15 protein-coding genes are annotated in these 17,367 nt (G+C 35.1%); 12 read left to right on the top strand and 3 right to left on the bottom strand.

The window, feature by feature from the left end; all coding sequences use genetic code 11:
- Positions 1 to 59 precede the first annotated feature (59 nt).
- The gene (locus tag CIT01_00230; GenBank protein AXV36730.1) at positions 60 to 515 is read left to right on the top strand and encodes a hypothetical protein; all 456 of its coding nucleotides are present in this window, start codon (positions 60 to 62) and stop codon (positions 513 to 515) included.
- Here CIT01_00230 and CIT01_00235 read toward each other — a convergent pair.
- Positions 512 to 3,250, bottom strand: a complete 2,739-nt coding sequence (locus tag CIT01_00235; GenBank protein AXV36731.1) for a hypothetical protein — start codon at positions 3,248 to 3,250, stop codon at positions 512 to 514. The two genes, CIT01_00230 and CIT01_00235, sit on opposite strands and share 4 nt — an antisense overlap.
- A 227-nt stretch (positions 3,251 to 3,477) precedes the next feature.
- Complete coding sequence (locus CIT01_00240; protein AXV36732.1) at positions 3,478 to 4,419, bottom strand: hypothetical protein; 942 nt, start codon at positions 4,417 to 4,419, stop codon at positions 3,478 to 3,480.
- A gap of 116 nt (positions 4,420 to 4,535) precedes the next feature.
- Between CIT01_00240 and CIT01_00245 the strand changes: the two genes are divergently transcribed.
- From CIT01_00245 to CIT01_00260, 4 genes are all read left to right on the top strand, one after another.
- Complete coding sequence (locus CIT01_00245) at positions 4,536 to 5,405, top strand: decaprenyl-phosphate phosphoribosyltransferase (GenBank protein ID AXV36733.1); 870 nt, start codon at positions 4,536 to 4,538, stop codon at positions 5,403 to 5,405.
- Between the two features lie 70 nt (positions 5,406 to 5,475).
- On the top strand, positions 5,476 to 6,108 hold the full coding sequence (locus CIT01_00250; protein AXV36734.1) for a histidinol-phosphatase: 633 nt from the start codon (positions 5,476 to 5,478) through the stop codon (positions 6,106 to 6,108).
- A 40-nt stretch (positions 6,109 to 6,148) separates the two neighbouring features.
- Positions 6,149 to 7,093 carry a TIGR00374 family protein gene (locus CIT01_00255; GenBank protein ID AXV36735.1) on the top strand — a complete coding sequence of 315 codons (945 nt, stop codon included), beginning with the start codon at positions 6,149 to 6,151 and terminating at the stop codon, positions 7,091 to 7,093.
- 109 nt (positions 7,094 to 7,202) lie between these two features.
- Positions 7,203 to 8,330, top strand: a complete 1,128-nt coding sequence (locus CIT01_00260; GenBank protein ID AXV36736.1) for an iron-sulfur cluster-binding protein — start codon at positions 7,203 to 7,205, stop codon at positions 8,328 to 8,330.
- Between the two features lie 4 nt (positions 8,331 to 8,334).
- On the opposite strand, the gene CIT01_00265 is transcribed toward CIT01_00260, so the two are convergent.
- Positions 8,335 to 9,789 carry a lipopolysaccharide O-side chain biosynthesis protein gene (locus tag CIT01_00265; GenBank protein ID AXV36737.1) on the bottom strand — a complete coding sequence of 485 codons (1,455 nt, stop codon included), beginning with the start codon at positions 9,787 to 9,789 and terminating at the stop codon, positions 8,335 to 8,337.
- A 243-nt stretch (positions 9,790 to 10,032) separates the two neighbouring features.
- On the opposite strand from CIT01_00265, the gene CIT01_00270 reads away from it, so the two are divergent.
- The 7 genes from CIT01_00270 to CIT01_00300 all read left to right on the top strand — a co-directional run bounded on the left by CIT01_00270 (position 10,033) and on the right by CIT01_00300 (position 17,282).
- Complete coding sequence (locus CIT01_00270) at positions 10,033 to 10,257, top strand: hypothetical protein (GenBank protein AXV36738.1); 225 nt, start codon at positions 10,033 to 10,035, stop codon at positions 10,255 to 10,257.
- A gap of 95 nt (positions 10,258 to 10,352) precedes the next feature.
- Positions 10,353 to 10,652, top strand: coding sequence for a TIGR04076 family protein (locus CIT01_00275; protein AXV38678.1), 300 nt, complete (start codon positions 10,353 to 10,355; stop codon positions 10,650 to 10,652).
- 4 nt (positions 10,653 to 10,656) lie between these two features.
- The gene (locus tag CIT01_00280; protein ID AXV36739.1) at positions 10,657 to 11,595 is read left to right on the top strand and encodes a nucleoside-diphosphate sugar epimerase; all 939 of its coding nucleotides are present in this window, start codon (positions 10,657 to 10,659) and stop codon (positions 11,593 to 11,595) included.
- 46 nt (positions 11,596 to 11,641) lie between these two features.
- The gene (locus tag CIT01_00285) at positions 11,642 to 12,526 is read left to right on the top strand and encodes a dolichyl-phosphate mannose synthase (protein ID AXV36740.1); all 885 of its coding nucleotides are present in this window, start codon (positions 11,642 to 11,644) and stop codon (positions 12,524 to 12,526) included.
- 32 nt (positions 12,527 to 12,558) lie between these two features.
- Positions 12,559 to 14,229 carry a hypothetical protein gene (locus tag CIT01_00290; protein AXV36741.1) on the top strand — a complete coding sequence of 557 codons (1,671 nt, stop codon included), beginning with the start codon at positions 12,559 to 12,561 and terminating at the stop codon, positions 14,227 to 14,229.
- Between the two features lie 74 nt (positions 14,230 to 14,303).
- Positions 14,304 to 16,067, top strand: coding sequence for a hypothetical protein (locus CIT01_00295; GenBank protein AXV36742.1), 1,764 nt, complete (start codon positions 14,304 to 14,306; stop codon positions 16,065 to 16,067).
- Between the two features lie 216 nt (positions 16,068 to 16,283).
- Positions 16,284 to 17,282, top strand: a complete 999-nt coding sequence (locus CIT01_00300) for a nucleotide sugar epimerase (protein ID AXV36743.1) — start codon at positions 16,284 to 16,286, stop codon at positions 17,280 to 17,282.
- The last annotated feature ends 85 nt before the right edge of the window (positions 17,283 to 17,367 follow it).

Here is a 17,367-nt window from a genome sequence, read left to right on the forward strand (position 1 = left end):
ACATATATTATATTTATGTAACTTAACAAAAAGATTATTATTAAATTAGGGGGCATCTTATGGGTTATATTTTATGCGAAAAATGTATGGGATACATTAAATTAAAGAATGGAGAATCCCCCAATAAATATAAGAAATGTAAATGCGGTGGAAATCTGCGTTACCTTGAAAAAAAGACGGATTTCCTAAATAAGGGAGATTACCTGGAAAAACTACCTCATGACTTAGGAATAAAAACTGGACCTCGCTCCAAAAAGAGTCAGACACTATTTTTGATTATTTACATATCCCTTGCTATTGCTTTATCTATAATCGTTATTTCAACTGTATTTAGTCCCAATGATCCCCAACTAGATGAGATGATTAAAGAAAGGGGAAGTTCAGATCAATATAATCCCGCAAATATTATGGGTTTTATTGGACCTATGAAAATTAATAATGGTTTAAAAGAGGATTTAAAAGAAGAATTATTCTATTTCCCATTTTTAAACAATAATGGAATAATTAATAGTTAAATCCTTTTCCTGTAATTTATATCCTTAAATTTAATGATATACATAGTTCCCCTGGTTCTGTCCAATTCTAATTCCCCTTCTAACTGATCTAATAAACTGGTAACCAGCTGCAAACCGAGAGTGTCTGTTTTATCCGGCTGGATATTTGGGGGTAAACCTACCCCATCATCAGCAACTGTCAATAAATATTCTTCACCTACTGATTTAAACTCCACCTTAATAGTGCCGCTTTTACCATTAGGAAAAGCATACTTCACACTGTTAGTTACCAATTCGTTAATTATAAGACCGCAAGGAATAGCTGTGTCCAGATTGATCTCAAAATCACCCACCTGGATATCTGGTTTAATTATGGTTGGATTAACTCCGTAAGTGTAAAAAAGGTCAAAGACTAGTTCTTCAATATATTTTCCAAAATCTATATAACTAAAATCAGTTGACTGATAAAGTTTTTCATGGATCATGGCCATTGATTTCACTCTACCCTGGCTCTCCTTTAGAACGCTTCGGGTTTCATCCTCATCCACATGACGACTCTGGAGATTTAAAAGGCTGGATATTATCTGCATATTATTTTTAACCCGGTGGTGAATTTCTCTCAAAAGAACATCCTTATCTTTAATGGACTGTTTTAACTCCTTTTCCGCCCTTTTACGATCAGTTACATCTTCCAGTATTATGATAATTCCACGGATATTATCGCCGTTTTTTATGGTAGATGGATGAGCTATTACAGAAACTTTTTCACCTGCACGATTGTTAATTGTCAAATCCATGTTTTTCATGTTTTTTCCAATGAATAAGTCGTTAAAGGCAGATAATGTATCGAAATCTATATTCAGTTGAGGAATGAATTTTATAAATTTTTTGCCGATTATTTCTTCACGAGAAAATCCTGACATCTCTTCAATCATTTTATTTGCTTCTAAAACCGTTCCCTCCTGATCCAGTAGTATTATGGCCTCGCCAGCATTTTCAAAAATAGCCTTAAATTTCTGTTTTGACTCCATTAACGCTTCTTCCACGTGTTTACGTTGGGTAATATCTGTATGAGTACCTACCATTCTTACAGGTAACCCACTTTTATCTGTTGTTATCACCCTGCCCCTTCCCTGGATCCATATATATTCGCCCTGCTTCGTTTTCATCCGAAAATCGATGGTATAATTTTCACCTTTTTTGATGTGTTCATTTAAACCGGCTTCAACTTTTTCTACATCATTTGGGTGAATTAAAGATCTAAATGATTCATATGACGCTGGAAATTCCTTATCTTCATATCCCAACATAGTATAGTAGGTTGGACTGAAATAGGTCTTTCCTGTTGGAATTTCCCAGTCCCACAATCCCTCGTTTACTGCTTTTATTGTAAGAGAAAAGTGTTCTTCGCTCTTTTTAATGGCTTTTTCATAATTTATAATCTCAGTTATGTCCCTGGCTGATGCAAAAACTAATTTTTCTTCCAGGAATGGATAGGAATTCCATGAAACCCACCGATAAGATCCGTCTTTACATCTGAAGCGGTTTCTAAAGTTTATAATGGCTTTTCCCTTAGTTAAATCCTTGGAAATTTTCATGGTAGTTTCATAGTCATCAGGATGAATAAAATCCGTGTAAGGCTTTGATAATAATTCTGTATTAGACCATCCCATAGTAGACTCCCAGGTAGGATTAACCTGTTTAAAGTAGCCTTCAAAATCAGCTATACTCAACAGCTCTAGTGAATAGTTAAAGAAACGGTCCCGTTCTGATGAAGCCTTCTTGTAGTCTTGAAGGGTTTTTGCCAGGGTCAGGTTACTGTAGCTCAACCGCGATATCATCTGGGCCAAATGGGAGTAAAACTCCATCACTTTATTTACATACTGTCTGCTCCAGCAGGGTACCTTTTTCACGGCATCCATATACTCTTCCGGGTTATAATCAAATTTTTCTGCTTGTCTTTTAAATTTTTCATAGTCAATAACATCATGGTCTAAAAAGAACTGGCCCATGTAAAGATTTCCCATGTGATTTTCTCCAATGATAATAGGAGTGACCATATTCCATATCTGGTTTTTACATTTGTAGAGACGGTAATCGCCCTGTTTCAATTTCTTTGTTAGTTTTAAATCTCTTTCCAAACAGTTTTCGCAGGTCTCCTTATTCAGGCGATGGAAATTTGTGCATATATCTTGCCACCCGGTTGAAGCAAGTAGATTACCGTGGGTGTCAAGTATGGCAAAAGGAAGATTAGTTATATCATAAAATTTATCCATTAACGTCTGTATTTCCTGACTGTCTATTACATTACCAAATTCATCTCCACTTATCTGGTAATGGGGATGAAAAATACTATCCAGTTTTAATCTCAGATCCTGTTCACTTTGAACTAATTTTAATTCTGATTTCTTTCTTTCAGTTATATCATGTAGAAATATATTAAATCCCCTTTTAGCGGGATAAACACGGAAATAAAACCAGTTTTCAAAGGGAGGTATATTAAAAAATGTCTCAAATTCCATACTCTTCCTTTCTTTTTTAACAATTTCGTACTTATCCTGTATTGCTGTATTTTTAATCCGTGGAAAAGCATTTAACACATTTTTTCCTATAATTTCATCTCTTTTTTTAGCTGAAATAAGTTCAGCAGCCTGGTTAACATATTTTACCCTGAAATTATTGTCAACTGCAATGAACGCATCGCTGAAATTCTCCAATATCTCCTCTGTAAAATCTAAACTTTGATCATGAGACAACTAATTCCCCCCAAAAAAAAGGTCATGTCAACTTCCATTAACCCAACTTCAGTTATGTTTTGAATAATATTATTTATATACTAGTATTAATATTTGAATTAAGTTTAAAACTTTCTATTTACATTTAAAAGACCATTAAACTATTTGAAACTAAAAAAGGTTGATATTAAAAATAATTGATTTATATTAAAAAAATGGATAAATTTTCCATTCTAGAGCGCTATTCATTATATAAATAGTGTATACTGAGTAGTTATTAAAAATAATACATATACTCCGATTAAGATTAATGCCCTGAATCTGGTGACTCCTTTCTTGCTTTTGATAAATAGAGTAAAAATTAATAGAATTACTGCAAAGAATAAGGCAACCATTTGAAACAATCCAAAATTAGATATGGATATAGGACTTAAAATTGCTACTAATCCAATTATAAGGGTGGAATTAGCCACAGTACTCCCCATAAGATCTCCTACTGCCAGTAATTTATAACCATGAAGTAAAGATATGGTTTCAAATACCAGTTCTGGTATAGACGTTCCAAAAGACAACAAGAAAACTCCAATTACCAGAATGGATATATTCATTTCGGATGCAATTATTGTTGTATACTCCACCAAGTAACGGGCACTTAAAACCAGAGCTATCACACCAACACTGAAAAACAGCGAACTTTTTATAAATTCACGGTATCCCACTTCTTCTTCAGATTCACTATCCCTGCCTCTAATAATAATCATCAAATAGATAACGTAGGTAGAAAGGAGAATAAACCCATCAACTCGGGATAAATTCTGATCAAGGGCTAGAACTACCGGCAGAAATGATAAAAAAAATAGGTATACAGTACTTTTTTTAATTGCATTTTCCTTAAAATGGACATTGCCTGATATAATGACTGCTATTCCCATTACCAAAGAGAGATTGATTATATTTGATCCGATAACATCTCCCAGAGAAAGTTGAGGTACACCAGTTAAAGCTGCTGTTAACCCTACTATAAGTTCTGGTATTCCCGTGGCAATGGCCATGATAATAAATCCTCCCCCAAAATGACCCAGCTTTAAATAGGAGGATATCACCGAAAGTGTTCGGGTGGTAATTATACCACTGAATATTAAAATAATTAAAAGAGCTATGAATACAATAAAATCCATAAATACTAGCAAATTACCATCATCCTAATTGTATATTGTTCCTCTGATATAATTAAACTTCTTCAATAGATTTTATCATTTACTTAATCAAGATAAATTTTAAATAGTCTTTTATCTATTTATCATATATGATTAAAGAATTAATTCATTCCATGCGCCCCAAGCAGTGGTACAAGAATATCGTAATATTTATTGGACTGGTATTCTCTTTAAACTTTTTAAATCCAGCAGACTGGCTAAATGTAATAGCAGCATTCGTAATATTCTGCATATTATCTGGCAGCATCTACATTATTAATGACATCATTGATGTTGAAAAAGATAGAAACCATCCTCTTAAACGTTTAAGGCCATTAGCCTCTGGAAAATTGAAACTAAGTCATGGACTATCATTTGCTATCATTTTTATTGTACTTGCATTTGCAGGATCCTACCTCATCAACATTCCCTTTTTTTTGATCACCTTGACATTTTTCTTTTTAATTCTCATCTACTCCCTGTTTCTTAAAAATTTTTTAATTGTGGATATTTTAGTGATTTCATCTGGATTTGTGCTTAGGGCCATTGCCGGGTGCCTGGCCATATCAGTAGTTGTATCACCATGGTTAATAATTTGTACATTTTTAATTGCCCTATTCCTGGCCCTGGGTAAAAGAAGGCATGAGCTGATTATAATGGGTGGTGATGCTAAAAACCACCGCCAGATATTAGGAGAATACTCATCAGAAATGCTGGAACAAATGATTAATATAACCACCAGTATCCTGGTAATGTCCTATTCACTGTACACCTTCTTTTCTAACAACATGTACATGATGTTGACCATACCCTTCGCCTTTTATGGATTATTCAGGTATCTTTACTTAGTGCACTCCAAGAATATGGGAGGAGAACCTGAAATGATATTTAAAGATAGGGGAATGGTTTTATGTCTTATATTTTGGGTGATAATAGTACTTTTAATTCTTTATATGGACAAAATAATCCAGATAATCTAAAATAAGTAGAATTAAGGATTTAATACAAGGACAATATCAAGCTATTAAGAATTCTGGAGATAAATAAAAAATGAAGTACGATTTACATGTACACTCTAAATACTCATCTGACGGTTTTGTAGAACCGGAAAAAATAGTTAAAACTGCCGAAAAAATAGGATTGGCAGGGATTGCCATAACAGATCACGACACTATAAAAGGCGGATTAATGGCCAAAAAATTCAAGACCGAGAACGTTGAGGTTATAGTGGGATGTGAAGTTACCACCAACCAGGGCGAAATAATAGGACTATTTTTAAACCAGGAAATTAAATCCAACAACCATGTAGAAGTTATGGATGAGATAAAAGCTCAAGATGGAGTAGTTGTTATACCTCACCCTTTTGATACCATGCGCAAAGCCACTTACCGGCCCCGGCAGGATTATATCAAATATTTAGATTGTATTGAAGTCTTTAATTCCCGGTGCATAACCCAAAAATATAATGAACAAGCTAAGTCTTTTGCCAATAAGTATAATCTCAACACCTGTGCCGGTAGCGATGCCCATTTTATTAATGAAATGGGTAATGCAGGAGTTATAATAGAGAATGATCTCAAAAAATCCCTTAAAAATAACAAAGTCGAAATATTTGGCAGGAAATCCTCAATCTTAAACCATGGCCTTACCAAGATCGTTAAAATGTATAGAAAAAGTGGTTAAAAAATCTTCATTAAACTAACAATATATTATAGGCTAAAAAATGAATAAAAACAGATTGTGGGCAATAATACTCTTTGCAGTTATAGTATATCTATTAATGGCCATATACGCTGATTTTGATGAGTTATTAAAGGCTATTGAAAGTTTTAACTGGATATACTTAGTTTTACTTATAATATTAACCACCATTGGCTATTTTATACGGTTTTTCAAATGGAACTATTTTCTGAAACAGGCCCAGGTTAAGATCGGTTTGAAAGATAATCTATTCGTATTTTTCAGTGGATTGGCCATGATTATAACTCCTGCTAAACTGGGAGAGATATGGAAAGGCTGGTTAATAAAAGAGATAAATGGAGAAGATCTGGGTAAAACCGTACCCGTGGTTATAGTGGATAGATTCACTGACCTTATATCCCTGTTATTATTATCTCTTTTAGGTTTCCTTTACTATGAAGAGGGAATGTGTATACTGGCCGTTTTTCTTATCATATTTTTTGCATTTATTATCATGATTAAATCAAAAAGACTCTCTAATTATCTGCTAACCTTTCTGGAGAGAAGAGCAGGTAAATATTCACGAGACATTAAAACCATGCACTACACATTCCAGGAAACAATGAGCTTCAAAAATCTTCTATCAATGTCCCTATTAGGTGTTTTAGCCTGGTTTTTTGAATGTTTAGGATTATATATGGTTGTGCAGGGTTTTGGAGATCACATCAGTTTAATGCTGTCAATTTTCATATTCAGTTTTGCTTCTCTAGCCGGGGCAGTTAGCATGATACCTGGAGGTTTAGGTGTAGCCGAAGCAACCCTTTCTGGTTTGTTAAAATTGTTTGGACTGAGTTCAACCATAGCCATAGGTACTGCCCTAATAATTAGATTTGGAACATTGTGGTATGGGGCCTTGCTAGGTGTAGTTGTATATTTAATCTTTAAAAATAGGATTAAAACAGAAAAACTAGATGAAAAAATAGAATAAATACGTCCACAACGTAAAAAATAGATTTAGAGTGATAAAAGAACCTACAACAAAATAAATATTAACATATTTATAGATAATATTAAACATATAATTTATGAGTGATTTAATGTCAAAGGTAGCAGTTTTAGAAACATCACCATCTACTGTGATTTATGATTATAAAAGGGCTATGGATCTGGTAGGATACCCAAAACATATTCCACCAATGAATAAAACCATTTTAAAACTTAATTTATCCTGGACTCTTTATTATCCGGCTTGTTCTACTCCACCATGGCAGTTGGATGGAGTTCTAAACTGTTTAAAGGAAGATGGTTATGAAGATATTTTAGGAGTGGAAAACCAGACAGTGGTAACCCATCCTTGGAAGGGTGCTTATTATAATAAATGGCTTCCTCTCCTTGAAAAGTATGGTATCCAGTTCCAGCCATTAACTGATGTTAAATGGGTTGAATATGATGTTAAATCTGAAATGTTGGCTATGGATGAGATTTTTGGGGAAATCTGGATCCCGGAGATTTTCATTGATACTAATGTTATCCATTTTCCCACCATGAAAACCCACGGCCACACCACCACCACCGGCGCCATGAAGAATGCCTTTGGAGGATTAATACCCAAATACCGGCATCACGCCCACAAGAAGATACACGAAGTACTGGTGGATCTTTTATCCATACAGAAAGAGATACATGCCGGGGTCTTGGCAGTGATGGACGGGTGTGTCTGCGGTGATGGGGCCGGGCCCCGTACCATGGAGCCCTACTACGGTAACCTTATACTGGCCAGCTCTGATCAGGTGGCAATAGATGCTGTTGCAGCAAGTATTATGGGATTTGAACCAATGAAAATTGACTACATTAAAATGGCTCATGATAGAGGTCTGGGAATAGGGGATGTGGACCAGATAGAAATAGTGGGTGTGGATGAAAGTCAATTAAAAAGTTTGAACTTCAATTTCCAAACCAAAAGAAGTCCAGTTATCCGCTGGGATCAACGGCTTAGAAAGAAGACTATGAATATTAAATGGCTTCACAACCTCTTATTTAACTCGCCACTTTTTAAAACATTTATTTTTGCCTCAGAATATTACCACGACCACCTATGGTATCCCCTTATTGGTAAAAAAAAGATTGATCAATTTAAAAAGACCCCATGGGGGGGACTCTTTGATAGATATAAATATGGTAAGTTTCCGGAATATGAAGAAGTAAGAGAATGGGATCCCTACTAATCCACTAGTTTTCATCTTCATTTTTATTTATTTTTAAAATATTCCTTAAAAGGGTTAAATCCTCTTTATCAAAAATTTTGGTAATGAATAAGACTACTATATATATTAAAACTCCTAAAATAATTAATATTAAGAGATTGAGATAGTTAAAGTACCATAATACAGCCCCCATCACCAGACCAGAGACTGCAACCTTTAAAATGATAATTATATTCTCTTTTATTGGTAACCCGTAACCTACCCGGTAGCTTAAGGCTATGATGCTTCCCACCACCACCATTTCAGTTAAAACTGTGGCAATGCTGGCACCAATGAAACTATATAAAGGGATTAAAATTAAGTTAAGGACTATATTTACTGCAACCCCTACGCCTGTGACCTTAGTTATGACCATTTGCCGGCCAGAAGCCTCAAATAGCTTTACAAATGCAGCTCCGCAGAAAGTAATTACAATTGTCCATATTAAAACTTGAAGGGCAAATATAGATGGTAAAAATCCAGCACCAAATATCAGTAAAATTATTTTATTTGATAGAACAGTAGTACCCACCCCTATGGGAAATCCCAATATCAACATATATTTAAAGAATTTCTCCTGAACCTTTCGAAGTATGTCATCAGAAGAGATGTAGAATTTGCTCATTACCGGAAAAATGGCCTGATTAATAATACCAGGAAGATATAAAACAATTAATATCAACCGGTAAGCTGCAGAATACCATCCCACCACCACGTCTCCCTGCATAAGTGATAACATTACCGAGTCAATGTAAGTGTAAATAGTCCCATATATTGATGTTAATCCAAAAGGTAATGCTTCCCTGATTTTAAAACTCCAGAAACTCTTTTCAAGTCCTAAATGGAATTTACTAAACTTCCAGTAGGTTATGATTAGATTGTATAACAGTACAACCATGCTTCCCAAAAGGTAAATAGCAGATACTAAAATGACATCGGCCTGATAATATATGGCAATTAAGGTGAATACAAGGATCAGCGCCGTATTTAATACCTGGCCTATAGATTGATATTCCATCTCCTCATAGGCCTGGTAAATAGCATAAAACATTTGACTGAAGGCTGCAACTATTACATACAAGCCTAAAAAGTAGACCACCATGACTGTCTGGGAGGGATAATCTAAAAGGTTGATGGTGACAGCTATCAGTAAGAAAACAATTACTGATAAAATGAGTTTAATGGTGGTTACATTAGTTAAATAGTTCGAAGTTTTTTTGATATCACGGGACAGATCACGTGTGGTGATGGTGTTAAGTCCAAGATCAACGGCCACTGCAAATATTCCAGTAAATGCAAGCCCAAATGAAAGTATACCGTACCCTGCCGCACCTAAATAACGGGCCACGTACACTATGTAAATGAATCCGAGTAGGTAGGTTATTATCTGTGATAGGACCAGAACTCCGGTGTTCTTGGCAATTTTTTTTGCAGTGGTCATTTAACTCTCCCTAATACATAGGAAATATTAATTTTTCTTATCTAAATTATTTTGGGAAGAATTTTTTTATTTAATCCCTCTATTTTTCCCTTGAAACTGGTACTTTACTTATAAATTAGTGGCATTCTTAAACTACATTTGGGTAAATTTATTAGTAACTATATCTCAATCATATTATCATAAACTGAAAATTATCTTTAACAAGTTTATCTTTATTATAATTAAGAAAAGATGGTGTAATAGATGAATAAAAAATTTAGGAAACAGAAAGTTGACTATGAAAATGAACTGGCCAAACAGTTCAGAATGTTTAAAAATAAAAATGTTCAGATTGCCTTTAAAAACAATACCTACGATGAAGGTAAAATCATAGCCCTTGATAATTATTTAAACACAGTTATAGAGACTGATGAAGGCCTTAGAGTTATTAAAGGTGGTAAAATACTGTACATTGCTATTAATGAATAATTGAGTGGTAAAAAAGTAAATTTAGTTTGTTATTTTTAACAGATTTTTCTACATTTTTTTGACAATAATCTGATTGGTTGAGGATGTGCATTTTTTTGATTGAAATATCCGTCCACAAAATAAAGGGTAGATGTCCGGTTCATGAAGTGGGTGATAAAATTATAATTAAAGACCCTGAAATAATAGTTGATAAAACGGACAAAATCTGTACCCATGCACTTTCAACCATCCTGCACTACACAACCATCCTCGAGCACAACTGGTGCCCAGTGGAACTTGGATTGACCCATAAAAAAGACCCCCAACATGCTTATATGCAGTGTGTTGACCCTGGATCTCCCTACACTGATGGTGGTACTGTGATATTTAGGTGCAAAAAAATAGAGGAGGAATAATATCATGGAAACCCAGAAGATAATGGTCACTGGTGGTTCTGGCTTTATTGGAACCAACCTGGTTAATGAGCTAGAAAACCGTGGCCATGAGGTTTTAGCAGTAGATCTGCTTCACAATGACAGAGATAATTATATAAGGGCTGATGTGAAAAATTATCGGCAAATAGAACGATTATTTGATAATGATAAGTTTGACTACATTTATCACCTGGCTGCTGAATACGGCCGATGGAACGGTGAAGAATACTATGAAAATCTGTGGCAGACCAATGTAATTGGAACCAAACACATGATACGTCTCCAGGAAAAATTAGGGTTCAGGATGATATTTTTCTCATCAGCGGAGGTTTATGGAGACTACAACGGGATTATGAGTGAGAATGTCATGGAGGACAATCCCATAAAAGACACTTATCAGATGAATGACTACGCCATAACCAAGTGGGCCGGTGAGTTGATGTGCATGAACTCAGCTACCATGTTTGACACAGAGACTGTCCGGGTTAGACCTGTGAACTGTTACGGGCCCCACGAACATTACACCCCATACAAAGGATTCATACCCATATTCATTTATAAATCATTATTCGACCAACCTTACACTGTATATGAAGGACACAAGAGAATTATTGACTATGTGGAGGATTCTGCCCGTACCTTTGCCAATATTATAGACAATTTCATACCTGGAGAGGTTTACAATGTAGGCGGTAAACAGGAATGGGAAAAAGACATAAAAGAGTACTCAGATATTGTCCTGGATGCAGTGGGAAAGGATGATTCGCTGGTGACCTACCATGAAGCAGAGGCCTTTACCACCAAGGTTAAGACCATGGACTTCACCAAGGCTATTCAGGATCTAAAACATGATCCTCAGGTAAATCCAGAAGAAGGAATAAAGAAAACTGTAGATTGGATGAAATGGTACTACCGTATAGAGTAGTTAACAATTCGATATTATATAATATTATTTACGGAGAATATAACTAATGGCTAAAATAACAGCAATACTGCCTGCATATAACGAGGAAATTTCCATAGGAAGTATGGTGCTTAGAACTGCCCAGTACGTGGACCAGGTTATTGTAGTGGATGACGGAAGTACCGATAAAACAGCTCAGATTGCAGAGATGGCTGGTGCAGAGGTTGCAAGCCACTCCACCAATAGGGGTAAAGGTGCAGCACTTAAAACTGGTTTCAATATGGCTAAAGATGCAGATGTGGTGGTAACCATTGACGCTGATGGACAGCACTATCCTGAAGAGATACCCGCCCTTATAAAGCCTATCCTGGAAGGTGAGGCAGATGTGGTTAATGGGAGCCGGTACATAAATGGAAAAGATGAAAACACTCCCCGTTATAGAAGGGTTGGTCAAAAGGTTCTGGATAAAGCCAGCAATATTAGCAGTGGATTGGACATCACCGATACCCAAAGTGGGTACCGGGCTTTTGCCAAGCATACCATACCATTATTCCGATTCCAAGATACTGGATATGGTGTGGAAAGTGAGATGCTGGTAGATGCAGCTAAAAATGATATGCGAATCGTGGAAGTAGAAATTGGCGTGCGTTACGATGTGAAAAGTTCAAGCAGACACCCTATTAGTCAGGGTATACAGGTTCTAACCCGTATAATAAGGGACGTTGAGATAAAGAAACCTTTGTACTACTTCACGATACCCGGTTTAATTATTGTGGTGGTGGGAATAATTATAAGCCTGTTTTTCATCCGTGATTATATAACTGGTAAAAGCATAACCATGGCCCCTACCCTGTTGATGATCATGTTTACCCTGGCAGGGATATTCATGACGTTTACCGGTATCATTTTAGACTCTATATCCCGACTTATAGAACGAACCATTAATAAATAAACTTTTTCTAATAAATTTTAAGAGACGATTATATGTTTTTAGATAAAATGAGAGATATATTTTTGAAGGATAGAACTACATCGTTTCTTTTAATTCTACTTTTATTAATAGTTTCAATTATTTCCCTATCTTTAATAGATCTTCAGTCAAAACTGGGAGTTTATTACTGGGATATATTTGTTTATTTAGGTAATGCCCTGCGTTTTGCTGGATTAGGTGTGGGCGACCAGATGCTGCTTCCACCATTGCTACCCTTTTTAACCTCATTATTTTTCAGGGCAGGATTTGTATCAGAAAATGTCGTCTTCATTTTAAGTGGAGTATTGTATGTATTGGGAGCTGTGGGACTTTACCTTTTATTAAATGAAAGATTTAATGCATTTGCCAGTTTTGCCGGGAGCATCTTTTTTGCTTGCATAGCATTGGTTATTCCCTGGGCAGTTTCTGGAGCAACAGATGTACCTGCCATATCGTTCAGCATATGGGCCATGTTTTTTACTGTTAGAGCCATTAAAAATCCCTGTTATTACTATATTGCATTTCCCCTGGCAGCCATGGCATTTTTAACCCGTTATACATCTGGTTTTATAATTATTTTGATGTTATTTTATATAATTCTAAATAAAGATTACCTCAAACATTTAAAGAATATATTAATTGGCATTGTACTGTCAGCGGCAGTAAGCACACCTTTTCTCATATATTTCTATCGTATTTCAGGCAATGCATTTCCCTTCATTAATCAAATGACCAGCACTGCCACCGGGGCAGTTACAACCGCCAATCCGGGATACAACTTGGACCTCTTATATTACTTTAAGTACATTCCCAATTACATATCCAGTACACCCCTCAAGTCTTACAGCCAAATTTTAACCACCAGCGGGCCTGCTACCCTTGTATCATATCTAATTCTCATTATCATCACGATAGGTATCATCATTTACATTTATAATATTGTAAGTTCAGTAAAAAAGGTTAATACCAACTTTTCCAGAATAAATCTATTAAAATTCTTTTCTATAATAATTTTAGGCGTTATTTTAGTTTTAACTTACTCTAAGATTTCATATTTAGTAAGTGTAGCAATTCTCTTGGTCATATCCTTTTTTATCCATGATTTAATCAAACAAAAACAAAAAGATGCTGATCTAGACGTGATATTTTTCGCATGGTTTATGATGTACTTCCTTTTTTTAAGTTACCATGCTGTGAAGGTAGACAGGTACATTTTAACAGCCATGCCAGCTCTGGCCTACTTCCTGACCCTCTCCATCAGTTGTATTTCTTCAAAGCTCAAATTTAAATATAATAAATTCAATCTAACTTCAGCCATTTTATCTGTGGCTGTGGTAGTGATGATGTTGTCATCAGCATTTTACTTCATCGGAGAAATGCCCCGGGATTATTACTGGATTGACGATGAAAAAACAGCTGCAGAGTTTTTAACAGATTATGATCCAGACTATCAATCCAAGGTAATTGTTGCTGATCGAGGCCCGGCCTTTAGCTGGTATTTAAAAAAGAGAGTTTATACTAGAATACCTCGAAACTTCAAAACAAGTGAGGACTTCTTCCATGAACTGGAAACATTAAAGGCAGATTATTATATAGATGTGCTTAAAAATCCTAAAATGGATATTCCGGGATATGAGAAAATAAAAACCATAGGCATTATCGCTATATATAAAAGAATATATTAGCTGAAAGATCATCATAAACTAATAAAAAAATGTGATATCTGTTTTAATAATAACTTTCATCAGAGGAAAACCATATGAATTCATTGATACAGCGATTCAAAGCATACGTTAACTCAAATAAGTTATCAGTTTCATTATTTTTATTATTGATGGTTATAACTACAGTAATTACTTTATATAAACTCCAAATACAATTCAATGTTGATGTTGGCTACTGGGATACATTTCAATACTTAAATTTTGCCCGCAGATTTGCAGTTACCAGCCTAGGTAATGATTTAAGCCTTTCCCCATTTTTACCCTATTTAACATCATTTATTTTCAACTTAGGCTATATTTCGTCTCATGCTATTTTCATATTAGACAGTATTATCTATTTAATGGGAGTTCTGGCATTTTACTGTCTTTTAAAAATGAGATTCAATGCTGTGGAAAGTTTTGCAGGAAGTATTATATACGCCACCTTCACTTTAGTTTTAACCTGGGTGGCAGTGGGAGGTATTGATTTAGCCTCAGTATCCATCAGTATAATGGCCCTTCTATTCACGGTTCTGGCGGTTAAAAAAGATTCTCGATATTATTATCTGGCATTTCCATTAGCAGTTATTGCATTTTTCACCAAATACACCGCAGGGTTAATTGGCCTGTTAATATTATTTTACATTTTCACAAACAAGGACTATCTTAAAAATCTTAAAAATATAATTATCGGGATATTAATTGGCGGAATCATCTCTGCCAGATTTATAATCTATTTTTACACCACCATAGGCAATCCTTTCCCTTTCTTTGGACAGTTTAAAGGTACAGTATCCAATGCCGCCACTACCATTGATTCTGGTTTCAATCCAGATTACCTGTTTTATCTGAAAAACTTACCTAATTACATCTCCAGTATCTCACATCAAAGCGATTTCACAGGATTTTTGAATCCATCTCTAAGTGATCCTACATTTATTGCCTACCTATTACTCGGAATTATGGTTTTGGGCCTGGTAATCTACCTCTTTAATATAATTAAAAAGTTGAATGAATTAAAAAATGGATACGGAATCTTAAAGACTAAAATGGGTTGGTTGAAGCTGGGAGTTTTTATAGTACTTCTCGTAATTCTTTTTGTAACTATGGGAAGTGTTTCCTACGTTTTAAGTATTATTATTGTATCCATAATATTTTTATTGATATATCAATTCCTGGAAACCCTGGATATTAAAAAGATAGACATGGATATAATGTTTTTCTTCTGGTTAGCTGTTTATCTTATATTTAACAGTATATTGGCCACCAAAAATGATAGATACTTTGTAAATGTAATGCCGGCTCTGGCATTTCTGGTGGTGCTGGCCGTAAACTGTATCTCCAGTAAAGTCAAGTTTAATTATAGAAACCTGAATTTAAGTTCGTGGCTATCGATTGCACTGGTGATACTTGTTTTATCATCTTCACTGGCATTTCTGGATAACATACCTGAAAAAAATTATGCCCATGACATGGAATCTATCAGTAAGTGGCTCCAAAACTATGATGGGGAAATCTTTAGTAAGGTGATATACTCTAATCACTGGCCTGGATTCGAATGGTATCTCAAAAAAAGAATATACAGAGCCGTACCCCAAACTAAAGAAAGTATGTTCAAAAAAATTGGAGACTTAAATGAGTTTTCAAAATTTTTACAGGACAAAAAGGCTTATTACTACATTTATAAAGGAACAGATCTCTCCATTCCAGATTACCATATAATAAAAAGGGTGGGCATGTTTACTCTATATGAAATTGACAACCCAGAACTACTGGAAGAACCAGACTATATACAATATAAACCTGGAATTATTATTTAGAACTTTGGATGAGATTATACTATTAGTAGAACTATATATACTATGATAAATTTTAATAGCATTTGAAGTCAATAATTATAAACCCTTAATACTGATTAATCTAAAATTAATTCTATACAACTTATAATATGAAAGACTCAAATTTATTCCACTAATTAGAAGAAAACAGTATTACTAAAATTTATCCCATTACTTAGAATGAAACGAGGTAGAAGTATGAACATATTTAATGAATATGAAGGAAAAACTGTGCTGGTCACTGGAGGGGCGGGCTGTGTTGGAAGTAATCTAAGCAGAAAACTTGCAGAACTTGGCACAGAAAAAGTTATAATATTAGACGACCTTTCATCTGCTTATGAATGGAATATTCCTCGAGGAGATAATATAGACTTTATCAGTGGTGACATTCTCGATGATGAAGTTTTAAAACGGGTCTTTAAGGAAAAACCCCAATATGTTTTCCATTTAGCAGCTCATTTTGCCAACCAGAACTCAGTGGATAATCCTAAAAAAGATTTAATGGTCAATGGTGTGGGAATACTAAAAGTATTACAGTTCGCCCATCTAGCAGGGGTTGAACGATTTGTATACTCGTCTTCAGGATGCGGAGTATACGGTCTTGATTCAAAGATGCCCTTTGAAGAACATGATATATCCATCAGTCTACATACTCCTTATCAGGTTACGAAACTACTGGGAGAACTATACACCAACTACTTCCACAATTTATACGACCTGCCTATAGTTAATGCCCGTTTTTTCAATGTTTTTGGTCCAGGAGAAGTTCCAGGTAAGTACCGTAATGTAATTCCCAACTTTTTCTACTGGTCCATGACCAGCCAGCCACTGCCTATTACTGGTGACGGCTCAGAAACCAGGGACTGGACTTATGTTGAGGATATTATAAATGGACTGCTGGCCATGGGAATTGAAGAGAAAGCCGTTGGAGAAGCTATAAACCTTGGTTCAGGTCAAGACCATCAGGTTATTCACATGGCCAACCTGGTAAACGAGTTAACTGGTAACAGCGAAGGCATAGCTTACATGCCCCGTAGAGATTGGGATGCTAAGACCAAGCTTTTATCATCAATAAAAAAGGCAAAAAAAATCCTAGGTTATAAACCTAAAATGAAATTTGAAGATGGTTTAAAGAAAACCCATCAATGGTTCCTGGATAACTGGGATAACATAGAAGAATGCGCTGAATTTGACTAATTTTCATTAAATTTTTATTAATTTCTATTGTTATTTATTAAGGGAACTCCTTAAAAGTGCTATTAACCATATTGATAATTATAAT

Origin of the sequence: Methanobacterium sp. BRmetb2 (genome assembly GCA_003491285.1) — an archaeon.
Lineage (GTDB): Archaea > Methanobacteriota > Methanobacteria > Methanobacteriales > Methanobacteriaceae > UBA117.